Genomic DNA, 18,930 nt, shown 5'->3' with positions numbered 1-18,930 from the left:
AAATAGATTTATTGCTGATCTTCTACATAAATACCTGCAGAAATGATGGCACCACCAATAGTTCTTTCGCCATAAAGCACTGGTACTGGGTAACCTTGAGAAACGGTATTAGTAGGAGAGCCGAACGCATACGAAGGTTTGTTTTCACCCTGATCTTGCATTGCAAGACCTTTCGGTTGAGGTGAAAGCATTTGAATAACACCGCCGATAGCGACTGATGCGCCAACAGCAAATAAAAGGTTACTGGCCCATAATGCGGAACCCCAAGGTAGCCATATAGCGGCAGCAACAAGGACGGCACCAAAAATAGTCTGAAAAACACCCCCTCTTTTGCTCCCCACCACAATGGGAACGATACGAATAATTTCTTCTGATATTGGGAAATTAAGATCATCAACACCGATATTCTTTTTCCCTTTAAATACAGCGTATGTTAATCCTCGTGATTTACTGGTATTTAAATACTGTTCAAATCCATTTAAGGTACAACAAAGTGCTCTGATTGCTTCTGATGTTGTCGTAATTATGCGCTGATGAGTTTTACCAAATGTTTTGCCTAATATTCCGCTTAACTCTATTGTTACCATTTTTTCTTCTTGCATAAAAACTCCATAAAAAAACCCGCACTTGGCGGGTTATATTTAAGATGTAAAAATTATTTACGCTTTATTAAAAAAATAAACTTTGATATTAAAAAAGAAGGAAGCACTATAAAAATAAAACTAATACTTCTTAGAAGTTTTTTTTCTTGTATTAATTTTGCTAATTTTGGACTCTCTTTATAGTACCAACTAACAAATTTAGATCCCACTTTACTTTTGAGAAGTATTTTATCTCTTAATTTCCTTAATTCACTAACAAAAACATTATATTCATTTCCCATCGTTGCTGTTACAACAAAGCATGAATTACTTTCTTTTATATTCTTTGGGTTTGGTATTTTGTAGTTTGGCTCTGTTTTTTTTATTTCATTACCGTAAACTTCAATTAAATCTCTAAGTTTTTTTTCATGCTCACTAGTTATATATGCAACTTTCGATTTTCCATTCTCAACATACGGCATCCCTTCTATATTTTCTGTACATATTGAGATAATCTCAATAAGTATTGATGTATTTTCCTTATAGTAAGAATGTGCAGTTTCTAATGCTAATATAGCGTCTAAGCTTTGTTGTATAAAATTATCCCATATCCCATCTAAATGAATATATTTTTGTGCGTATTTTTTACACTCTTTATAATATAAAGATACAATAAGATTAATAGAGTTGGCACTTTGTTTCTTTATGAAATCAGGATCTCTAGAAAACTTAATTGCATTGTTGAAACAATTTTCCATTTCAGAAAATTTTGCTAAATCAACTGATGATAAATACCCAACAGATTCTGCCTTGCCAAACCATGCCGTTTCATTGGAAGGTGATATTTCCAATACTTTATTATAATAATCCAAAGCTTCATTATAATTAAATGATTTCAATGCATTATCTGCCATATTCAATAAATTATTTACACTCACCATCACACCTCAGTAAAAATAAGCATTTAACAATGCTACTCATGTATGTGAATAATTAAAAGCGTATTTATAATTTACTTATTTAATTAGTGATTTATAGCGTAAAACAACAATTGTTCTATCTCGCCAATAACCACCATAAGGAACTCGTTGACTTAATCGCCCATAAAGGTGATGCAATAACATGCCATCATCCAGAATAATACCGGCATGATTTGCAACATTGGATTGAACCTGCATAACAACCATATCGCCTGCTTGTGGTTCACCTTCTACTTTCACAAACCCCGCTTCTTGCCAATTATCCATATAGCGATCCTCACCTTGCTCCCACCACGGATAATCAACACGATAATCAGGTAATACAATATTATGTGTCTGCTTAAAATAACTCATGATTAGGCCCCAACAATCCGTAAAACCAAGCACAAATGGACGACCAATAAGAGGAAGCTCGCCTCGAGGAAGAATTTCACGAAAATCCCCCTCGGGGTAACTGACAATATACCAAGGGATACCCAGTGCATCACATTGAGCCTGATCTAACTCAGAAGGTTGAGTCGTGGCATCTGGATGACTATGAACAATACCAATAACGATGCCTTGGTCTTCACATAATGCATATTCTTGAGGAGAAATAACGAAGTGCTCTTGAGGTGTTGTAGCTACATTTACGCAAGGTAAATACGTCTTTACTCTGGATTTTTGTACGATAACGCCACATGCTTCTTTGGGATATTCCTTTTTTGCATGAGAAAATATCGCCTCTCGTATTTTCTTTTGCATCATTATTATTTCCGTAACAATGAAGTTCCGACAAAACCACCAAAAGGAAGAGGATTATTTTTACCAAATCGTGGTACACACCCCGTTTTCAATAAACCACTGCACTTATCTAGTGATGGATCATCAACAGGATTACCTTGTTTATCAAAATAACCATTTTGCCCTGCATAATCACACCCATCTCCCGATTTATATTGCCCTCGTAAACACCACGTACACATTGAATGTAGTTGCCGAGTGGGTATCATCACACCTTGTAAATCCATTGGGCTTGCCAGTGTAAATTCAACAAATTCATTTGTTTCTGCGCTTTTACTATCAATATAAAAGACAGATACTCGCTCTTGGGTGGGATCTGCAGAAGCATTCCCATCACTAAAATTTTCCGCATCGAGATAATGAGAAAGTGTATCGTGAATAATCACTTTCGCTTTCAACATATCATCATAATGCAGACATAATGCGGTTATTGAGCTATCTAAATTAGCCACTGATAATTTAGGATTAGCACTAGATCCCGTTGTAGAGGACTCTAACCCTTCTATTTGAACTGGCCATGCCCCATATTCATTCCCTTGCCACCAAATGGACTTAGCCTCTATTTCTCCTTTAGCCTTTTGCATCTCCTCTTCCGTGATGGGAATATTGTATGCATGGAATCTCAGAATATTAGGAACACCAAATTCTGTACCATCAACTTCAAAAAGCCGGACAGTATTGCCCGGCTCTAATTTTTGATAATCGGCTGTGATCATGATTTAAATGCCTGAATAAAAACCAAAGAAAGGGTGTAATTTCCTGCACCGTTCGGAATGAGTTTGTGTTCATCACAACGATACAATCCAAGTGGCTCAAGAGGCGGTTTCCAGAAAAATGACTTTATTCCTGCGTGTTTATCAATAAAGTGACGAATAGCTGAAATGTAATCTTCATCACCCACAAACTCCATTGACCATTTCTGACTGCGTGAATTTAAACCATTACCAGAAACTTGTTCATAACCATCCCCAAACTTGACTTTCCTTATGTTGTAAGAGACATCTTCAGTCGGATTTACACGCGGACACCAAGTGAATGTTTCCATTTTTAACGGCCTCCTCGAGTTGCATTCCAAATTAAACCACCCGGCCTAATATCTTTGGACATTAACTCTCGGTAACGGCTATCAACAAATCGGCCAATCTCCGCACCAAACTGCTCGAACCCATTCGTCGATTGAGTTTCTGAATTACCATTACCGTCAATGGTAATGTAAACCTGTGGTGCTGAAGTAGTGCCCTGATTATTACCACCAACAACTCTAACCCCTAAGTTGCCATCTGCAGTTCGAGTTAATGGCATTATAGCCTCACTCCCTGCTTCGCCCATGAGTCCGAGATTAGGCGCGCCCCCCTTAGCGAAGGCAAAATAAGTAGGTGAGCTAACGATCTGATTACTATAAGAACCTAGACTTTCTGAACTATGTACCCCACCTTTAGCATGAGCAACACCACCTAAAAATCCACCAACAGCGCCCATCCAACCACCAGCACCGGCCATTGTATTCAGGCTATTCACTATTGCCGCATTAATGAGTACATTCTGAATAGATTTCAACACGCTAACAGACCAATCTTTCCAGCTGGCTTTATTGCCATTTAATTTATCGCTGATCGTGTCAACCATTCCTCCCATTGCATTTTGAACAACAGAGGCTGTTTGAGTAGCGTAGTTACCGCTTTCTTGAACCCAATCTTTCATTCCACGCGTTATACCTGCGGTCCAGTCAGATTCAGCGAGCGCTATATTTCGATACTTAAGATCTAATGCATCTAATGCTTTAGATCTGGCTTCAATATCTTCTGTTTTCTTTGCAGATTCATTGTAGATACGGTCTATTTGCTGGCTTTCTTCAAAGTAGCTTTTTTCTCGCGAATTCATGCTATTGGTTTGAGTCGCTAACGTAGCTTCATCGTTAAATTTGACCGTGGCTTCTTGCAGTTTTTTACGAGCCTCTTCCATATCACGATGCTTTTTCACGGCATCATCTGCTTTTTGTGTCCATTCTGCGAGAGCGACAGATGAGCGTTCAATCGCTTCTCTTTGCTTATCCGTCCATTTAGCCCCATTTTCATGTGATGCCGCATAAAGAGAAGCGGCTTTTTCACCTTGTGAAGCTCTAACCTTCTGAACCTCTGTTGCCACACTTAAATCTGCTATCTTCCGCTCATATTGCTCTGCGGTTCTTTCAGCTTCTTTCTGCGCCTTTTCATAGGCGCTTTGTGTTGCTTTTCCTGTTTGAAGAGATTCATTTAGCTTTTCTCGATTTTGAAAAGCAGTCACTAGGTTATTAATATATTTCTGACGATTTTCGGCATGCTCAGGCGTATTGGTTAACCCCACATCATCGGCAGAAAATTCGGCCTGTTTAATAACTCTAGCTTCACCCGTTAATGAAGAGAGAATTTTCTCTCGTTCAGAGTTATTTATTAGCGTTTGCTGTTTATCATCTAGTGGTGCATTAGGAATACGCATAGGAATATTGACGAGTGCCTGCCGAGTAGCGAGCATATTGTTACCAATATTCATGATCTGATTGAACTTCGTTTGCTCAGCATTCATAAACAACAAGGCTTGATGGGCTTTATTTTGCTCTGAAGCCTGTTGTCGAATTAAAAATACTCGTTGTTCTTCAATGTTTTTTAATGCTGACTGAATTCCTGTCGATTTCTCCTGCATTTGCAGGAGTTTTTCTTGCTCCGCGAGCAAGCTAGCTTCGGCATCCTCTAATTGCTTAACGACTTCTGACTCACTGGATAGATGATTTATCATGAAATCACCCATTTTCGGACCAGGAGAGGCTAAAATTTGTTTATATCCTCTAATGTTCTTTTCTAAGTCACTTACTTTTTGTTTCTGTTCTTCAATCAGTCTATTTTGTTCTATTAAAGAGCTATTCGTTTTCCCTTGATTATCCAAAACATCAGAAAGAGACATTTTTTTCAAGCTTGCCTGAACTTGATTTATTGTTTCCGCATACTCCATAGCAGAACGTCTCGCTTCCTCTTGATTTTGATACATGATGTACCATGTAGAAGCCCCTGCAAGAAGGAGTCCAGGGATCCCTCCTAACAAACGCACAGTTCCACCAAGAAGGCGACTTCCAACAGAAGCTACTCTATTTAAATTTGATTGTGCCGTCCGTCTAGCTGAAATATTTCTATTTAATGTTGCCTGCGCGGAAGCTAATCGGCGCTCAGCTAATGCTTGTTGCTCAACACTTTGTGCTGCTAACCTTGCTTGTTGAGCACGATAGACTGCTGCCCTTGCTCTAGCCGTTGATATTTTTATACCTTGCAATTGAGCTTGAGCATGTGCTATTTCACTTTTTGTTGCACGCGCAACCCCAATGGTTGCATTCGCTACACTTGTTGTTAACCCACCAAAATAACGCGCCAACCCCAAACCAATTAACACACCAGAAACAGAGGCTATACCATCAATATTGTTAGCGATCCCCTCCATTGCGGTTGATAGTGTGCGAGTAGCACCTGATGTTTCATTAACATTGCCGATCCATGCCATGAACGCATTTTCAATCTTCTGCGCAGACCCACTTACCGTAGCTGGTAATTGCTCAAATTCGGCTCGTAACTGTTGCGTATTTGTCAGGATAGGAACAATTTTATCCATCGTGAGTAGTCCACTTTGCGACATTTCACGCAGGCCACCAATCGTCGTTCCCATACCATCAGCCAGCATTTTTGCTAATCGCCCACCATTTTCCATAACGGCATTAAATTCTTCACCGCGAAGAACACCCGAGCCTAATGCTTGACTTAGCTGTGTAATAACAGAGCTGGTTTCTTCAGCACTGGCACCAGAGAGCTTTAATGAAGTTGCAATGGTTTCAGTGACTTTCGCAACATCACTTGAGGCATAACCCGCATCACGCATAGATTGTGCAACACGGCTGTATAGATTCGTATTCGCAGCAATCGATGTGCCCGTTCTTTGGCTCAGCGTCATTAACTCTTGCTGTGCTTGCTTAAAATCTTCCATCGACGTAGACGCTAATTTTAATCGACCGCTGAGTTGACTCCATACGTCTGCATAATTGATAAGTTGCTGTGTTGCAAAAGCCCCTGCAAATGCACCCGCAACGCCTGATACAGTATTTTTAATGGATGACAACTCACCATTTAGATCATGGATAGCACGTTGCATTTCACGAGATGCGCCACTGGCGCGTCGTCCGCCTTGCTCAATGATCCGATAATAGTTTTCTCCCATACGCGAAGCCCGCGCTATTTCAGATTGAAACGAGGAAGAATTAGCAGAAATTTTAATAATCAGTTCACGCAGTTTTGCCATTTTATCCTCGCAAAAATAATTAATTTTCTGAAATAGACTGAAAGAAATTCTCTAACCCATTAGAACTATCATCATTTTCTTGTGTTGCTTTGGGATCCCACCGTAAAAGCACATCAGAAAGCGTGCATTTACCGCCTTGAGAGTGATAAATGGAAGAAACGATATGTGCTGTTTGAATATCACTACGAATATCACCGATGGGATTAATGCGATCAAAAGCCATCCACATCCGAAGTTCACTCAAGCTCATTTGGCGAGTGAGTTCGTCAAGAGTGCGCCCCATGCGGAGCGCCAATGTCATTAAAAAGAAAGTATCAGGCTGGGCTACTTTTTTTCTGCATCATCAACCGAAATAGTTAAATCGAGCGCTTGTTTTAATAAACGAGAATGCACAGGGCCATAAATAGCCATCACATCGTTGATGTCTGATTCATCAAAAACGACATCCCCGTTTTCATCACGCAACACATCAATAAACATCACAACATCGGCACGTAAATTACGTTGTGCAATTTCAATGTCAGATAACGAATGTTCATCTTCAGCATTATCATGATGAATAATTTCACGCCACTTCATCCATGCAGGTGATGACGGTTCACGAAGCATGACAACCGCATTTTCCCATTCAGCAACATTCACTTTCTTTGTGCGAAAGGCATTCTTTTCACTTAAAGCCAGTGATTTTAATGACGGTTTTTTCATGATTATTCGCTACCTTCATTTAAATTAACAGTCCCGTTTTTAATCGGCTTAGATTTACCTTTTAAACGTAGGGTAAATGAAGCAGAAACCACACCCGAAGTAGAAACACTCCAACTGTTTTGACGCACTTCAGCTAAAAAGGCATAGCCAATCCCCGAAGGGAACTCCACTTTAAAGGCATGAACTTCATCATTTTCATACGCGGTACGTAATGTTTCTTGGCCTTCATCATCGGTGAAATTACCATTAATGGTGAGCTCTGCAGGTGCAGATAATCCATTGGTAACTTCTTGCTCCTCAGAGCAGAGCGTGGTGACATCAATATCTGATTTCTGCCCACCGGTATAACTGATCTCTTTTGTTGAACAAGAAATCCCTAAAAATACCGCATCAGCAGGGTTAACTTCCGTTGCAGGTAATTTCGAGACACTGATTTTAGTGCCTTGTGTTTTTTCATATTTACTAGACATGATCATTTCCTATTGGCATAAAAAAACCACCCGAAGGTGGCTTTAGTGTGAATAATAAGGCGATGCTATTGCCAAACTTGGCATTCAAATGTTGCTCTAAACAATCCTGTATCAGGCTCGTAGCCTTGTTTTTCTGAAATTTCAACAGGGCTTAATTTTGTTAAGGCGTTAGCAAATAACAAGCGAAGCGTTCTTGCCTCATCAATCGTATCGGCATAAACATCAACCTGAATATTTGTCATCGTTTCGGCTTGCCCCTTCAGTACATCGCCTTTGACATCGTACAAAGAGAAGGCACACCAAGGCGCTGTTATTGCAGGGCTTGATTGTGGAGCAACATACGGAAAAACTTTATCAGGTAATACGGGTGATAAAATTGCGTAGATATCCGCCTCTGTCATTTTCCTAGCGCCTCATCAATCGCTCTATTTAATTCGCTAATGGCTAAATTGGCTGCCTTATCCGATTCACGATCAAAAGTGGGACGTATAAAAGGCCTTGGCGCCATTTTAGAAGTACCCTCTTCAAGAAAGCGCCAATAAAAGGCATTGTTAGGATGATCACTTTTCATGGATGTATCACTGTTTGTGCCTGATGCGTTACTCCCTCGAACATAAACGCCCGAAGAAACCTCACCTTTATTGCGCATTCTGTGATTACGGGTCACTATATTTCGTGCTAATTTTCCCGTCTTTCGTGGTGCGGACGTTCTGATTTCATCACGTAATAACGTTGCGGCCGCATTGGTTGCTTTTCGCATCGCTTGATGACTTTCAGCTCGGCTTAAAACATCTAACTCTCTTGATAAGTCGAGTAGATCGGAGAAATCCAAATTCATGATTGTTTAACTCCTTGTTTGCATAGCAATTCTAATCGAGTCAATTTCTCATCAGGGATGACTGACTGAATGTCATAAATTTGCTCACGCCAAACCATTCTGCAGGTACTGTTAATATCCGGTCGATAACGCATCCACACTCTAACGGTAACCTCTGACATTTCAGCATTAGCGGATATCAGTTCACGACCAGAAAGATGTTTTACTTCGCACCGCACTGAAGCGATATCAATCCACTCTTTTTTAAATTGCCCTGAAGGTAATTTAATGGGTGCGTTACGCTGAAATTTAACCTTGTGCCTTAGGCGACCAGCTTGCATACAACCTCCTACACACCGTAAATTCGATAAGGCTGCAATAACGCTTCCACTGCAAATGGTTGAGTTGAAAACGAGCTTACCGTAATCACACCTTCTCGATTGTCATACCACTGCCCAATCAGTAGTAACATGGCTGCTGAAACATCATCTGTCAGTAATAGATGATCGGCATCTTCTTGGTATCCTTCCGATACTTCCTTTTCATAAAGCGTCCTGCGAGTGTAGTTCTCGACAAACTTCACTGCAGATTTGGTGTAAAGAGCGAGCAATTTATCATCATCCGTAAAATCAGGATCAATATTGCAATGTTGTTTTACTAATTCCAGAGAAAGCATTATTTCTCCTTTTTAGCCTTGGTGTTTTTTTTAGGCTCAGGCTCAGGCTCAAGCTCAGGCTCAGGCTCAGGCTCAGGCTCAGGCTCAGGCTCAGGCTCAGGCTCAGGCTCAATAGCAGGATGTACAACTTCCTTTTCTTTTGCATACCCTTTTTGAATTAACTCACGACCATGTTGTTCTAAGGTTTCAATCTCTTTCCCCTCAGTAACAACGACACCACCAAAATAAATGGCTCGTAATATAATTAGCTTCATGTTGCCCCCAAAGAAAAAGCGGTCATGAAGACCGCTCTATCGATTATTCCCCTGATGTAGGCACGGTGAAATCACCGTAAACAAAGGCTTCCGGACGTTTTACTGCTAACGCCAAACGCTCCTCGCAACGAATTGAGATCATGTTTTTCTCAAAATCGTCAGTGTTTTCCGTAGAAATCACCACATTGGTTTCTTCACGATCGAATAACTGCGCACCCGCGTTAAATGCCCCTGTTAAGAACTTGCCTTTAAAGGCCGTTGATTCAGTAGCAACAACAGGTAGACCCCATAAAGTTGGGCCAATTAATGCAGATGGGTTGGCAAGAATGTAACGCCCTAATGAGTCTTTGGTTAATTCAATTTTCGCCCAATCGATAAAATGCAAAACATGCCCTGTGGCAGGCAGTCGAGCTAATTGCGCTTGTAGCATCGCAAGGCGTAAATCATCAATGCCACTTTGCTTTTCGACGCTAAATTCAGGTTTATATTTAGAGGCTTGAGGAATGATGCCATGTAAATGAGCACCAGAGCCGTCACCAAACAAGATTTCTTGCTCTTCAACAAACTTCAAACCATAACGCATTTCAGCATCGACTAAAGACTGCAGTTGTGCAAAGTCATCTAAGATTTGCTTAGAGGCCTTGAACATATGAGCAATGGTGGTTACTGGTGTGATTTTGGTTGCAAATTCAATGTCACTGTAAGGCTTAGTGGTATTTTCTGGTACCACAGAAGCTTTATTCGTAAAGCCCGTTTGCTGAACCCAAAAAATAGCCGGTGACGTTGTTTTGCCCGGCGCAATCAGATCACGGATAAATAAACGCTGTTTTGGCGCAACATCAATACCGGGTAAACGTTGAGGCTCAACAACACCTTCAGCCACACTGGTTGAAGTTAATGCGGCTTGCACTGGAATAGAAATGCGCTTACTTGATTGAATACTAGAGTTAATTTCTTTCAGTACATCTGCAGAAATGACTTGCTGGCCAATTGTTTTGGCTGCCTGAACCGCATTATTCAATGGCATTTGTGCTACATGTTGCTCTAATTCACCTAATGAAGCTTTGAGTGTTTTTTCAGATTCACGCAATGCATTCAGTTCGGTTGCCATCTTATCTACTGCGGCTTTAGTTTCAGTGCTTAAACTACCGACTTTTTGCGCTTCTTTTAAGGCTTCTTCGGCTTTAGCATTAAATTTGCCGTTGGCTTCTTCAATTTTTGCCGATAGACTTTTTAATAATTCATTTGTATCAGACATAATGTCTCCAATTAGTTAGCTGTGGCAAAGGCATTTACCGCCTTTTCCAATTCAGAAAGAGTGTCAGGATTAATTTCAGAGGTAGCGCTTGGCGTACCGTGAGGATTGGAAGTAGCGCTCGGCATACTTCGTGTTAAAGCACTAATAAGTTTTCTACGCTCAGAGCGAGAGGTGTTCGCCTTAGCAAGTAACGCATCTAATTTACGAATGGCGGCTTGTGGGCTTTCATCACCATCATCAACGATATCTGCAGTAAGCAAATTATCAGCAAAACCTTTCTCAATCGCTTCGCTCGCACAAATATAGGTTTCGTCGTCCATCATCTGACTTACGACTTCATTAGATTGCCCACTACGTGCAACATAGATATCTGCCATAGACGTATCAAAAGGAGCGAGATCATTAGCTAATTTTGCAAAGTCATGCCGATTACCCACACCGACAGCCCAACAGTTGTGGATCATCAAAAAGGCACCTCGGCCCATTTGAACTTCATCGCCAGCCATTGCAATAATGGACGCAGCTGAAGCCGCAATACCCAAAATATTAACGATCACCTTTCCACTGTGAGAGCGAAGTAGGTTATAAATGGCTAACCCTTCAAACATATCGCCACCGGGGCTATTGATGTTGACAACCACATCATTATTTCCAATGGCGCGAAGTGCGGCAGAAATACGTTTTGCAGTAACACCCTCCCCCCAATAATCCTCACCAATGACATCTAATATTGAGATGGTGTTATCTGTACTTGATGCACGAATACTGCTATTCCATTTATCCAGTGCTCTAGGTTTAAGCTCGTAGCTAATCGATGCGCAGGGGCGATCCTCCAGCGCAACTGGCAAATGACTTTTTTTCATAAATTTACTCCTCAGAGTGAGGTTGATTGTTTTGAGAATGTGGGGCTACGGGATTGCCGTCAGGAAACAACCAGTTGGTGATCTGCGCTTTAAGTTTTTCAGCTTCATTACTAGAGGCTTCTTGCCCGAGCTGATCAAGGGGGGTTAAATTAAGTTGAACGGTGTAAATATCCCCCCCCTCAATTGGCGGTAAATTCTCTAGCCGTCTCACATCATTTCGACTCATCCAACCATTTTGTAATGCCGTTGTGTAGTAAGCAGAACGCCCTGCACTGTCAGCCCGTAATAAACCTTCAACAGAGAATTCAGCATAATAATCGTCGTCGCCATTCAATAAGCATCGGCTAATTTCTTGTTCTATATTGACTAAAAGAGGTCTTAGCGTATTAGTAAGAAACTGCATATTCATACCTTCGACGCTCGACGCCCAACTACTTTGTTTATCCATATGACCCACCATAAAGGGTGGAACACGAAACCATCGACAAATCTCTTCAATACTGAACGTTCTGCTTTCTAGCATTTGAGCCGCTTCAGGATTCATGGTGACATTGTTGTATTTCATCCCTCCTTCCAACACCATCATTTTTCCCGCATTTTTTGAACCCACAAAGCTTAATAAATAACTTCTAATGCGCTCTCTTTGATCTTCATTAAGTGATTGTTCAGAAGATAAAAAACCCGAACTTTGCAATCCATTTTCAAATATCTTAGCGGCTGACTCTTCAACAGATAATGCAGCACCAATAACATCACGCCCTATTTTTACGGGGATCATTCCGCAAATGCCATCCATGCCGAACCCACGAATGTGCATAATGTTATTAATAGGGATAGTTCGTATTTTTTGCCCTAACGGATCGGTGTATTTATATTCGAGCATCCCCGTTTGTTCGCTGCGTTTAACCGTCATGTTTTGTGGCAATAAAGGCTCTAAAGCAACCAACTTTGAACCAATATACTTTTTCTCAATAAAACTATTACCACGCAAACAAAGGCTAGCAACAACCATTAACATAAAGCGGGAAGGCGTCATTTCAAAGTTAGGTTGCTTACAGAGTAATCTATAAATAGGGTGCTCTTTCGCTAAACTTCTTGAGCCATCACTTTCGCTTTTATAAATCTTGATCGGCAATGTTGATATTGATTCACTAAGCAATCTTACACATGCCCAAACCGCAGAAAGTTGCATTGCTTTATCTGCTGTTACAACTTTTCCACTACTGCTTGTGCCACTCCATTCTTGCCAAAACTCTCCACTGGTCAGCGAAATAGGTACGCCCAACCAATTAAGAAGCGCACTTTTAATGCGTCCTGGTTTTTTATTGTGTTGCATTAGATACCTACTATGATTGGGTTATTTATAAATCCTGAGATATCGGGTTTATCACCACCCCCATTCACCAATAATCGACTCATGCCTGTAAATAGTGCAACAGGACCGTCTATTTTGGCTTCAGGAGTTGATTTATTAGGGAAAATATTGTCGTTTTTATCTGGTTTAACCGTGACGTTCGACATCATCCAGTTCATAACAGGGTGTTGGCCATGATGAAACTTACCCGCATAAACCAGTGCTTCAATCTCTTTCATGGATTCAGAAAAGTTACGCACCGTTTGAGCTACTTCTACAAGGGGTAACCCTTCTTCAGCCAGTGATAAACTAAATTGTGTCGCACTCCACGGGTCAAAACCCAGTTCGTTTAAGTTCTCACCCGTCACCCATTCAATGATTTCTTCTTTAATTTGAGTATGATCGACAACTTCACCATCAGTTAATGTGAGATATCCCATATCAGCCCATTTACGATAGAGTTCTGCCATTTGTTTAGAGCAACGCTCAAGTCGGTCTTCGGGTAACCAAAACTTAAAATCAGCATGAACATGACCGTTATCGGGCTGTTTCCATACTTTAGCGGCCGCACAAATATCAATTTTATTAGCAAGGTCAACACCGACCCATAACGGATAAGTTTGTAATTCTTGTTGTGATGCGAGTTCAGGAGCACTATCCCACTTCATCATATCCATCCATGAAGATTCAGCCGTGACCCAAATATTCATGTGTTTAGTGAAGAAGTTAATTCGTGCAGAAACCTGCTCTTTGGCTTTCTTGGCTAGACGGCGTAAATCATCCCAGCGCTTACAAACACCGAGACCCGGATTCGCTTTTTGCCATACGGTTTCATTAAAGGGATCATCGTCCTTATCTAAGGTATAAATAATGGCGAAAAACGAGTCATCATCCACTTGGCCACGAAGCACTTTAATACCGTAATCCCGTAGTTCGTAACAAATCCCCTCTTTATTAAAACCCGCCGTAGTGATCCCAAAAAGAAGAGACTGCAGACGCGCACCAGTGGCGGTTTCTAATACGTCCCACACATCACGAGTTTTGTGCGCATGTAATTCATCAACAATACCGCAGTGAATATTTAAACCATCGAGGTTATTAGCATCACTAGAAAGCGGTTCAAACTTAGAGGCAGTTCTTTCTTGATAGATAGCGAGTTTATTAAACTCAAATAAACGTCCCAATGTCGCTTTGGACTTTTTCAGCATGTTCTTCGCGTCTTCAAATACGATACGAGCCTGATCACGCGTCGTAGCTGCAGAGTAAACTTCGGCACCACCTTCACCATCAGCACCGGTCATATACAGCCCAATACCTGATGACAATGTGGATTTTGCATTTTTACGTGCAACTTCGTTGTAAGCGGTGCGAAAGCGACGGACAAAGACAACATCACCATCTTCATCTACAACTTCTTTACCCGTTTGCTCATCAATTAACGGGATAACAAAGCCAAAAATATTAATTAAGATAAAAACATGCCAAGGCATTAAATCAATGGGTTTACCAGCTAATGCTCCTTTGACATGAGGAATAAAACTGTAAAATTCGAGTATGTGCTGTGCGCGATCTTCAATGAAATAGATGCCACGCTCAGGCCCATGCTCTAAATCATTCAAAAACCGTTGGCACGCTAAACGTACCAGTTCGCACGCAACAATTTCTCCAGCAACCACCTGTTCGGCGTACTGAATTCCATCTGCTACGATTGCCATTCATCATTTGCGCTTTTTCAAAAATGCCTCAAAAGGATCTTCTTCGGCAGGAGTGTTCATCGTGACTTTTGCTCGAGAAGCGGGAGTCATACCAAATTCACTTAACATGGCGCGAATACGTTTCCATGCATCAGATTTCATGGCGACTGCAGGGTGAGCTTTTTTTAATTTATCGCCCATCGATGACATGACATCGTATGTATAACCTTCTTCATCGAGTGTCTCGCAATGCTGTCGATACTCAACATAAGCTTCAACCAACATTTCTAATGCTTTAGCATCAAGTGTACTCATCACACCTAATGCGTTTAATTCTTCCCCTATTCGTTTAAACCAATACTTACCTTGCTTATCAAAATACTTCGGAGTTGGGGGTACCCCTGAAGGGGGCTTTGGCTCTTTTTTATTAATCGGTCGTTTTGATGGGTTCCCCCTCACTAATTGCAGATGTGACGGGGTTTTAGGCGGTCCAGCCATAATAGAAATCTCCTATCAATAATCGCTTGGGGTTCCCCAAAAAAAGTTTTCTAACCTGCGGTGATGTGAAAAGAGGTAAGGGGGCGGTCCTATCAGGCGAAAGTGGTAGAGATTTGACCCTCCCCTCCTCCCTGTGCGTTATAATATCAATGTGAAATTAAATATTTTTCATAAATTTATTTAATTGTTATATATCAATGGATTATATTTAATATTAGATTCTTTCTTTTGCTGTCTTGGTTCTATGACATGGAATACATAATGACTGCAGGTTAGTGTCTGCATCGGTACCCCCATGTGCTTTAGCAATGATATGGTCAACCGTTTTCGCTTCAGTTGCTCGTCCTATTCTTAAGCATTCCTGACACAGATACTTATCACGTTTGAGTATACGTACTCGTAACTTATCCCAGTTACTACCATAACCACGTTGATGACGAGACTTACCGCGCTGGTGGGTTTCCCATCCTAAGTTCTGATGATCTTCACAGTAACCATTACGTTCTGTTGTTGTCTTAGCGCATCCCTGTTTACGACACGCACGAGGTATGCGAGGTGGCATGTTATCTCCTATAATTTAAAGGGCAGATATCTGCCATTTTAAAGAAGAGGATAATACCCTTTATTGAACATAGGGTATTTTCACCTTTACTTCTGACTGCACCACGTTCTGTTAGTTAAATCATTCACAGCCTGTGACCATGCATTATTCTGAGTTTCCATTACTCTTTTTAACTCATTGATAGCAACATCTTGTCGATCAATTTGCATTCGTAAATTTGTCAGTTGAGCCTTGGTATCCGCCTCTAACTTATTACTGACAAGCACACCACTAAACACTGCATCACCTGATACACAGCACTTAAGTTTTCCTCCATCAATAACAGCATCTTTAATAAAATAACCACCTGAACCTGCAATAAAGAAATCATTGCCTTGCTCTGGCTTAATGCTTGTATTGATACCGACATCTGCCATCAATTGTTTAATACGGGTTAGTTGTTCTTCTAACTTATCTAACTCACTTGTATCCACTGAGACTTTTAATTGAATAGTGTTATCTGACATCGTTTAATCCCTCAATAACAATAGGTTCACCACCTGCAATCTTGGCCCACTTATTCTGCTCTGGAAGTAATTCTTTAAGTTGATTATCGATAGATTGAATTGTTTCAATTACTGCAGGAATATTGCGGTAATTAAATAATCTATATTCATTAGTTAGCCGACTATAGGTGAGGCAAGTTTCATCTATAGTGCCTGCAATACCTTTAAGTTCAGACTGTCTACTTCGAATTAAAGAATGTATCTTTTTGGATAGGTATACATCACGACCTATCGCCTCATAGTTAATCTGGTTATCTGACATGATCCTCTCCAATATAAAAGCCACCAGCTATTAACTGATGGCTATCTAAATAAACTCTATCAACGCCACTCAATGAATGACGTTTGTAGAATTAATAATGTCTCTCCATAGTCACGTCCTTTCTTCTACCTACAGCTGACGTTGCTGATAATGACCGAAAATAGCTAAGGCGGTGGTATTCATTGTTTTTGACTCTCACTATGCGCTATCTGTCGAGAATAAAACAGGTCATGGCTAACATAGGAGACAGCGACAACGCTACGCATTAATATTTCAGGGTAATCGATTTGATTTATTTCAATAATAGATAGGTTAAATTTGTAAGTTTACGTATGGATAATTATACTTAACTTTCAATCAACTTAGTGTTGATATCTAATATTAATTTTTTGCTTCATTTTAACCGCCCTGTGTTGCCCGAACTCACAGGGTATTTTTTTATCTATTTTCTTCAATTTCCCGTATTGCTTTCTTGCAACAGGTGCTCAGCTAGCTTTTCAGAGAATACATGTGCATATTTAGAACCCATTTCGTCATAAGAATATTCAATTGGGTTGTGCTGTTTCATAAACCCTAAAATTTTAGCCGCTAAAGCATCTTTATCTTCGTTCATCGTAAACACTCCGTTTTAATGTAAATTTAAATTGCTTCTAGCTGACTCAATATCGCGGATCGCTTTCTTGTCTGAATTACATTGCTCAATAACCGATAACAGGGAGATGTTTAACATTAATGATTCTCCCCATGTCATTTGTTCGGGTATATAAGGCAATAGACAATCAGCGGTTAGGTGTGCCGGTATCGCTATGTGTTCCACTGGTACGTATTCTTTCTGAATAGTCGTGCATCCTGATAAGAACGTCATTAGGAATAGCGGTATTGGCACAATCATTATTGATAAGAACAGTTTTGATAACCGTTTTAACTTTTTCAGAATCCACGGCTGACCTATTCCGCTCTTCGCTATTAAGTGATGAGACATTATTGATAATCCTGAATGTGCGGTTGGCGTTTTCTGTGATTAAGTTTTGACGTGAGAGTTGTTCAGTAAGTGATGATTTATCTTTTTCTAACTTAGTAACACTTTCACTCAGCTTATCAAGCTGGTTACTTTGCCACGCAATGCAAATGGTCATCACCAAGATAATACCAACAGACACTGTTGTTTCGCCTAGTTTCATAATTAGTACCGATGATGTGAGAGAGCCACCTGACAGCGCTTTTCTAAACTGGCTTTATCATTAACACATGAATTATCAATTGAGATATAAATACCACCAGCGACTGTGATGAGTAGAGTAAGGATAAAACCGACGATGATGATTAAAGGCTTCCGCGACATAATGCTGACTCCGCCTCTCTACGACTGACTAGCCCTCGCCATATCTTTCCACCCGCATAAACCCAACGCTTCATTTCTTCACAGGCGCCATACTGATCACCTGCATTTAATTTCTTTAGCAACGTAGAACGTGCAAATGCTGTGGTACCGACATTAAAAGCAAAGGAATATAGAGAAGCTTTTGTTTTATCATCCAGCGGTACTTTAATCAGGGTATCAACTTGCTGCTGCGTTCTAATAAAGTCTTTCTGCAGTAATTCGTCACACTCTTGCTGTGTATATGTCTTACCTTGAATGATGTCATTTCCAGTGTGGCCATAACAAACCGTCAGAATTCCAGCAACATCATGGTATGGCTCATAACGCACTCCCTCAAAATAACCAATCACTGTTAGCGCAATGCTTACCGCACCAGCACTCGCGACTGCTGTCACTTTCTGTTTTAGGTTCATTAAATGTCCTTTTTAGCTTTAGTCAGCATCTCGCCAACTATCTTTTCTATGTCTTGCGGATCGCTAGAACAATTTCGATGAACTAATTCAGCAAATAACGCTGTTCGTTTCCGCTGTTCTCGCTGTGTCATAAAGTAAGTTGCTAATCCAAGGAGCATGCTGAATCCCATCCCTATTACAAATCCCCATTCATAAAGTGAGAGACTTGCAAAAAAGGCAGTTAAGCCAGCTGTTCCGTAGGTAGCATTGGTCAATTTTTCCATGCGCATATACACCCCCTACGGAGTGTCCGAGTTTAGTTAAAAGGATGCAGACACACAGCTCTTGTGTGAAGTGATTAGTGTGTGATTGATACTGTGGTCTGCAATGTGTAAATAGATGGTGGGCACAACTCCACCTAGTGTGCAATTATCGATATCTCTGCATGAGGCTTTCGATAATTAATGAAATACGGCTCGCCAATAAGCTTTATATTTAGAACGGGTAACGAAATAATGAAGTGACCAAGCTAAATTTAATT

The 18,930-nt window shown here is 40.6% G+C and carries 28 protein-coding genes; all 28 read right to left on the bottom strand.

Features of this window, described 5'->3' with window-relative positions; translation table 11 throughout:
• Positions 1–8: 8 nt before the first annotated feature.
• The 28 genes from GWI97_RS10820 to GWI97_RS10690 all read right to left on the bottom strand — a co-directional run bounded on the left by GWI97_RS10820 (position 9) and on the right by GWI97_RS10690 (position 18,679).
• Positions 9–602, bottom strand: a complete 594-nt coding sequence (locus GWI97_RS10820; protein ID WP_237585387.1) for a tail assembly protein — start codon at positions 600–602, stop codon at positions 9–11.
• A 53-nt stretch (positions 603–655) separates the two neighbouring features.
• Complete coding sequence (locus GWI97_RS10815; RefSeq protein ID WP_161751974.1) at positions 656–1,519, bottom strand: tetratricopeptide repeat protein; 864 nt, start codon at positions 1,517–1,519, stop codon at positions 656–658.
• Positions 1,520–1,597: 78 nt separating this feature from the next.
• Positions 1,598–2,305, bottom strand: a complete 708-nt coding sequence (locus GWI97_RS10810) for a C40 family peptidase (protein ID WP_161751992.1) — start codon at positions 2,303–2,305, stop codon at positions 1,598–1,600.
• A 5-nt stretch (positions 2,306–2,310) separates the two neighbouring features.
• Complete coding sequence (locus GWI97_RS10805; RefSeq protein ID WP_069366998.1) at positions 2,311–3,060, bottom strand: phage minor tail protein L; 750 nt, start codon at positions 3,058–3,060, stop codon at positions 2,311–2,313.
• Positions 3,057–3,389, bottom strand: a complete 333-nt coding sequence (locus GWI97_RS10800) for a phage tail protein (RefSeq protein ID WP_109402835.1) — start codon at positions 3,387–3,389, stop codon at positions 3,057–3,059. The genes GWI97_RS10805 and GWI97_RS10800 overlap by 4 nt, the downstream gene beginning before the upstream one ends.
• Before the next feature lie 2 nt (positions 3,390–3,391).
• Positions 3,392–6,658, bottom strand: a complete 3,267-nt coding sequence (locus tag GWI97_RS10795) for a phage tail tape measure protein (RefSeq protein WP_161751973.1) — start codon at positions 6,656–6,658, stop codon at positions 3,392–3,394.
• 19 nt (positions 6,659–6,677) lie between these two features.
• Positions 6,678–6,941: a phage tail assembly protein T gene (locus GWI97_RS10790; protein ID WP_223672497.1), complete on the bottom strand. Its 264-nt coding sequence runs from the start codon at positions 6,939–6,941 to the stop codon at positions 6,678–6,680.
• A 41-nt stretch (positions 6,942–6,982) separates the two neighbouring features.
• Positions 6,983–7,363: a phage tail assembly chaperone gene (locus GWI97_RS10785; protein WP_088495895.1), complete on the bottom strand. Its 381-nt coding sequence runs from the start codon at positions 7,361–7,363 to the stop codon at positions 6,983–6,985.
• Between the two features lie 2 nt (positions 7,364–7,365).
• A complete protein-coding gene (locus tag GWI97_RS10780; protein ID WP_115350930.1) occupies positions 7,366–7,833 on the bottom strand; it encodes a phage tail tube protein in 468 nt (155 codons plus the stop codon).
• Positions 7,834–7,898: 65 nt separating this feature from the next.
• Entirely contained in the window at positions 7,899–8,234 is a 336-nt protein-coding gene (locus GWI97_RS10775) for a hypothetical protein (RefSeq protein WP_161751972.1), read from the bottom strand.
• A complete protein-coding gene (locus GWI97_RS10770) occupies positions 8,231–8,671 on the bottom strand; it encodes an HK97-gp10 family putative phage morphogenesis protein (RefSeq protein WP_023582509.1) in 441 nt (146 codons plus the stop codon). The genes GWI97_RS10775 and GWI97_RS10770 overlap by 4 nt, the downstream gene beginning before the upstream one ends.
• Positions 8,668–8,991 carry a phage head closure protein gene (locus GWI97_RS10765; protein ID WP_123822042.1) on the bottom strand — a complete coding sequence of 108 codons (324 nt, stop codon included), beginning with the start codon at positions 8,989–8,991 and terminating at the stop codon, positions 8,668–8,670. Before GWI97_RS10765 ends, GWI97_RS10770 begins: the two co-directional genes overlap by 4 nt.
• 8 nt (positions 8,992–8,999) lie before the next feature.
• Entirely contained in the window at positions 9,000–9,326 is a 327-nt protein-coding gene (locus GWI97_RS10760; RefSeq protein WP_069367006.1) for a head-tail connector protein, read from the bottom strand.
• Positions 9,326–9,580, bottom strand: coding sequence for a DUF7210 family protein (locus tag GWI97_RS18220; protein WP_202609420.1), 255 nt, complete (start codon positions 9,578–9,580; stop codon positions 9,326–9,328). The genes GWI97_RS10760 and GWI97_RS18220 overlap by 1 nt, the downstream gene beginning before the upstream one ends.
• Before the next feature lie 43 nt (positions 9,581–9,623).
• Complete coding sequence (locus GWI97_RS10750) at positions 9,624–10,838, bottom strand: phage major capsid protein (protein WP_161751971.1); 1,215 nt, start codon at positions 10,836–10,838, stop codon at positions 9,624–9,626.
• An 11-nt stretch (positions 10,839–10,849) separates the two neighbouring features.
• The gene (locus tag GWI97_RS10745; RefSeq protein WP_161751970.1) at positions 10,850–11,701 is read right to left on the bottom strand and encodes a head maturation protease, ClpP-related; all 852 of its coding nucleotides are present in this window, start codon (positions 11,699–11,701) and stop codon (positions 10,850–10,852) included.
• Positions 11,702–11,705: 4 nt separating this feature from the next.
• Positions 11,706–13,037: a phage portal protein gene (locus tag GWI97_RS10740; RefSeq protein ID WP_161751969.1), complete on the bottom strand. Its 1,332-nt coding sequence runs from the start codon at positions 13,035–13,037 to the stop codon at positions 11,706–11,708.
• Positions 13,037–14,770: a terminase large subunit gene (locus GWI97_RS10735; protein ID WP_161751968.1), complete on the bottom strand. Its 1,734-nt coding sequence runs from the start codon at positions 14,768–14,770 to the stop codon at positions 13,037–13,039. The genes GWI97_RS10740 and GWI97_RS10735 overlap by 1 nt, the downstream gene beginning before the upstream one ends.
• Positions 14,771–14,773: 3 nt before the next feature.
• On the bottom strand, positions 14,774–15,247 hold the full coding sequence (locus GWI97_RS10730; protein WP_161751967.1) for a phage terminase small subunit P27 family: 474 nt from the start codon (positions 15,245–15,247) through the stop codon (positions 14,774–14,776).
• Between the two features lie 214 nt (positions 15,248–15,461).
• Positions 15,462–15,809 (bottom strand): HNH endonuclease, encoded by a 348-nt coding sequence (locus GWI97_RS10725; protein ID WP_161751966.1) that lies wholly within the window; start codon positions 15,807–15,809, stop codon positions 15,462–15,464.
• Between the two features lie 86 nt (positions 15,810–15,895).
• A complete protein-coding gene (locus GWI97_RS10720) occupies positions 15,896–16,315 on the bottom strand; it encodes a hypothetical protein (protein WP_161751965.1) in 420 nt (139 codons plus the stop codon).
• Entirely contained in the window at positions 16,305–16,616 is a 312-nt protein-coding gene (locus tag GWI97_RS10715; protein WP_161751964.1) for a hypothetical protein, read from the bottom strand. Before GWI97_RS10715 ends, GWI97_RS10720 begins: the two co-directional genes overlap by 11 nt.
• 451 nt (positions 16,617–17,067) lie before the next feature.
• Positions 17,068–17,229, bottom strand: coding sequence for a hypothetical protein (locus tag GWI97_RS10710; protein ID WP_159242363.1), 162 nt, complete (start codon positions 17,227–17,229; stop codon positions 17,068–17,070).
• A 15-nt stretch (positions 17,230–17,244) separates the two neighbouring features.
• Positions 17,245–17,481 (bottom strand): Rz1-like lysis system protein LysC, encoded by a 237-nt coding sequence (lysC, locus tag GWI97_RS18615; protein ID WP_438873154.1) that lies wholly within the window; start codon positions 17,479–17,481, stop codon positions 17,245–17,247.
• Complete coding sequence (locus GWI97_RS10700; protein WP_161751962.1) at positions 17,396–17,797, bottom strand: hypothetical protein; 402 nt, start codon at positions 17,795–17,797, stop codon at positions 17,396–17,398. The genes lysC and GWI97_RS10700 overlap by 86 nt, the downstream gene beginning before the upstream one ends.
• Before the next feature lie 2 nt (positions 17,798–17,799).
• Positions 17,800–17,958 carry a hypothetical protein gene (locus GWI97_RS18215; RefSeq protein WP_202609419.1) on the bottom strand — a complete coding sequence of 53 codons (159 nt, stop codon included), beginning with the start codon at positions 17,956–17,958 and terminating at the stop codon, positions 17,800–17,802.
• Complete coding sequence (locus tag GWI97_RS10695; RefSeq protein ID WP_109372927.1) at positions 17,940–18,410, bottom strand: lysozyme; 471 nt, start codon at positions 18,408–18,410, stop codon at positions 17,940–17,942. The genes GWI97_RS18215 and GWI97_RS10695 overlap by 19 nt, the downstream gene beginning before the upstream one ends.
• The gene (locus GWI97_RS10690; protein ID WP_036904926.1) at positions 18,410–18,679 is read right to left on the bottom strand and encodes a bacteriophage protein; all 270 of its coding nucleotides are present in this window, start codon (positions 18,677–18,679) and stop codon (positions 18,410–18,412) included. Before GWI97_RS10690 ends, GWI97_RS10695 begins: the two co-directional genes overlap by 1 nt.
• Positions 18,680–18,930 lie beyond the last annotated feature (251 nt).

Source organism: Proteus sp. G2300, from assembly GCF_009915965.1.
Lineage (GTDB): Bacteria > Pseudomonadota > Gammaproteobacteria > Enterobacterales > Enterobacteriaceae > Proteus > Proteus vulgaris.
This window is presented reverse-complemented; position numbering and strand designations above follow the sequence as displayed.

Coding starts and splice junctions, on each gene's coding strand:
- GWI97_RS10770 (WP_023582509.1), bottom strand. CDS start 8,671: ATGAATTTGGATTTCTCCGATCTACTCGACTTATCAAGAGAGTTAGAT.
- GWI97_RS10760 (WP_069367006.1), bottom strand. CDS start 9,326: ATGCTTTCTCTGGAATTAGTAAAACAACATTGCAATATTGATCCTGAT.
- GWI97_RS10750 (WP_161751971.1), bottom strand. CDS start 10,838: ATGTCTGATACAAATGAATTATTAAAAAGTCTATCGGCAAAAATTGAA.
- GWI97_RS10775 (WP_161751972.1), bottom strand. CDS start 8,234: ATGACAGAGGCGGATATCTACGCAATTTTATCACCCGTATTACCTGAT.
- GWI97_RS10720 (WP_161751965.1), bottom strand. CDS start 16,315: ATGTCAGATAACACTATTCAATTAAAAGTCTCAGTGGATACAAGTGAG.
- GWI97_RS10810 (WP_161751992.1), bottom strand. CDS start 2,305: ATGCAAAAGAAAATACGAGAGGCGATATTTTCTCATGCAAAAAAGGAA.
- GWI97_RS10740 (WP_161751969.1), bottom strand. CDS start 13,037: ATGCAACACAATAAAAAACCAGGACGCATTAAAAGTGCGCTTCTTAAT.
- GWI97_RS10745 (WP_161751970.1), bottom strand. CDS start 11,701: ATGAAAAAAAGTCATTTGCCAGTTGCGCTGGAGGATCGCCCCTGCGCA.
- GWI97_RS10780 (WP_115350930.1), bottom strand. CDS start 7,833: ATGTCTAGTAAATATGAAAAAACACAAGGCACTAAAATCAGTGTCTCG.
- GWI97_RS10715 (WP_161751964.1), bottom strand. CDS start 16,616: ATGTCAGATAACCAGATTAACTATGAGGCGATAGGTCGTGATGTATAC.
- GWI97_RS10690 (WP_036904926.1), bottom strand. CDS start 18,679: ATGCGCATGGAAAAATTGACCAATGCTACCTACGGAACAGCTGGCTTA.
- GWI97_RS10805 (WP_069366998.1), bottom strand. CDS start 3,060: ATGATCACAGCCGATTATCAAAAATTAGAGCCGGGCAATACTGTCCGG.
- GWI97_RS10795 (WP_161751973.1), bottom strand. CDS start 6,658: ATGGCAAAACTGCGTGAACTGATTATTAAAATTTCTGCTAATTCTTCC.
- GWI97_RS10700 (WP_161751962.1), bottom strand. CDS start 17,797: ATGAAACTAGGCGAAACAACAGTGTCTGTTGGTATTATCTTGGTGATG.
- GWI97_RS10785 (WP_088495895.1), bottom strand. CDS start 7,363: ATGAAAAAACCGTCATTAAAATCACTGGCTTTAAGTGAAAAGAATGCC.
- GWI97_RS18215 (WP_202609419.1), bottom strand. CDS start 17,958: ATGTCGCGGAAGCCTTTAATCATCATCGTCGGTTTTATCCTTACTCTA.
- lysC (WP_438873154.1), bottom strand. CDS start 17,481: ATGACGTTCTTATCAGGATGCACGACTATTCAGAAAGAATACGTACCA.
- GWI97_RS10695 (WP_109372927.1), bottom strand. CDS start 18,410: ATGAACCTAAAACAGAAAGTGACAGCAGTCGCGAGTGCTGGTGCGGTA.
- GWI97_RS10710 (WP_159242363.1), bottom strand. CDS start 17,229: ATGAACGAAGATAAAGATGCTTTAGCGGCTAAAATTTTAGGGTTTATG.
- GWI97_RS10730 (WP_161751967.1), bottom strand. CDS start 15,247: ATGGCTGGACCGCCTAAAACCCCGTCACATCTGCAATTAGTGAGGGGG.
- GWI97_RS10765 (WP_123822042.1), bottom strand. CDS start 8,991: ATGCAAGCTGGTCGCCTAAGGCACAAGGTTAAATTTCAGCGTAACGCA.
- GWI97_RS18220 (WP_202609420.1), bottom strand. CDS start 9,580: ATGAAGCTAATTATATTACGAGCCATTTATTTTGGTGGTGTCGTTGTT.
- GWI97_RS10790 (WP_223672497.1), bottom strand. CDS start 6,941: ATGGGGCGCACTCTTGACGAACTCACTCGCCAAATGAGCTTGAGTGAA.
- GWI97_RS10820 (WP_237585387.1), bottom strand. CDS start 602: ATGCAAGAAGAAAAAATGGTAACAATAGAGTTAAGCGGAATATTAGGC.
- GWI97_RS10800 (WP_109402835.1), bottom strand. CDS start 3,389: ATGGAAACATTCACTTGGTGTCCGCGTGTAAATCCGACTGAAGATGTC.
- GWI97_RS10725 (WP_161751966.1), bottom strand. CDS start 15,809: ATGCCACCTCGCATACCTCGTGCGTGTCGTAAACAGGGATGCGCTAAG.
- GWI97_RS10735 (WP_161751968.1), bottom strand. CDS start 14,770: ATGGCAATCGTAGCAGATGGAATTCAGTACGCCGAACAGGTGGTTGCT.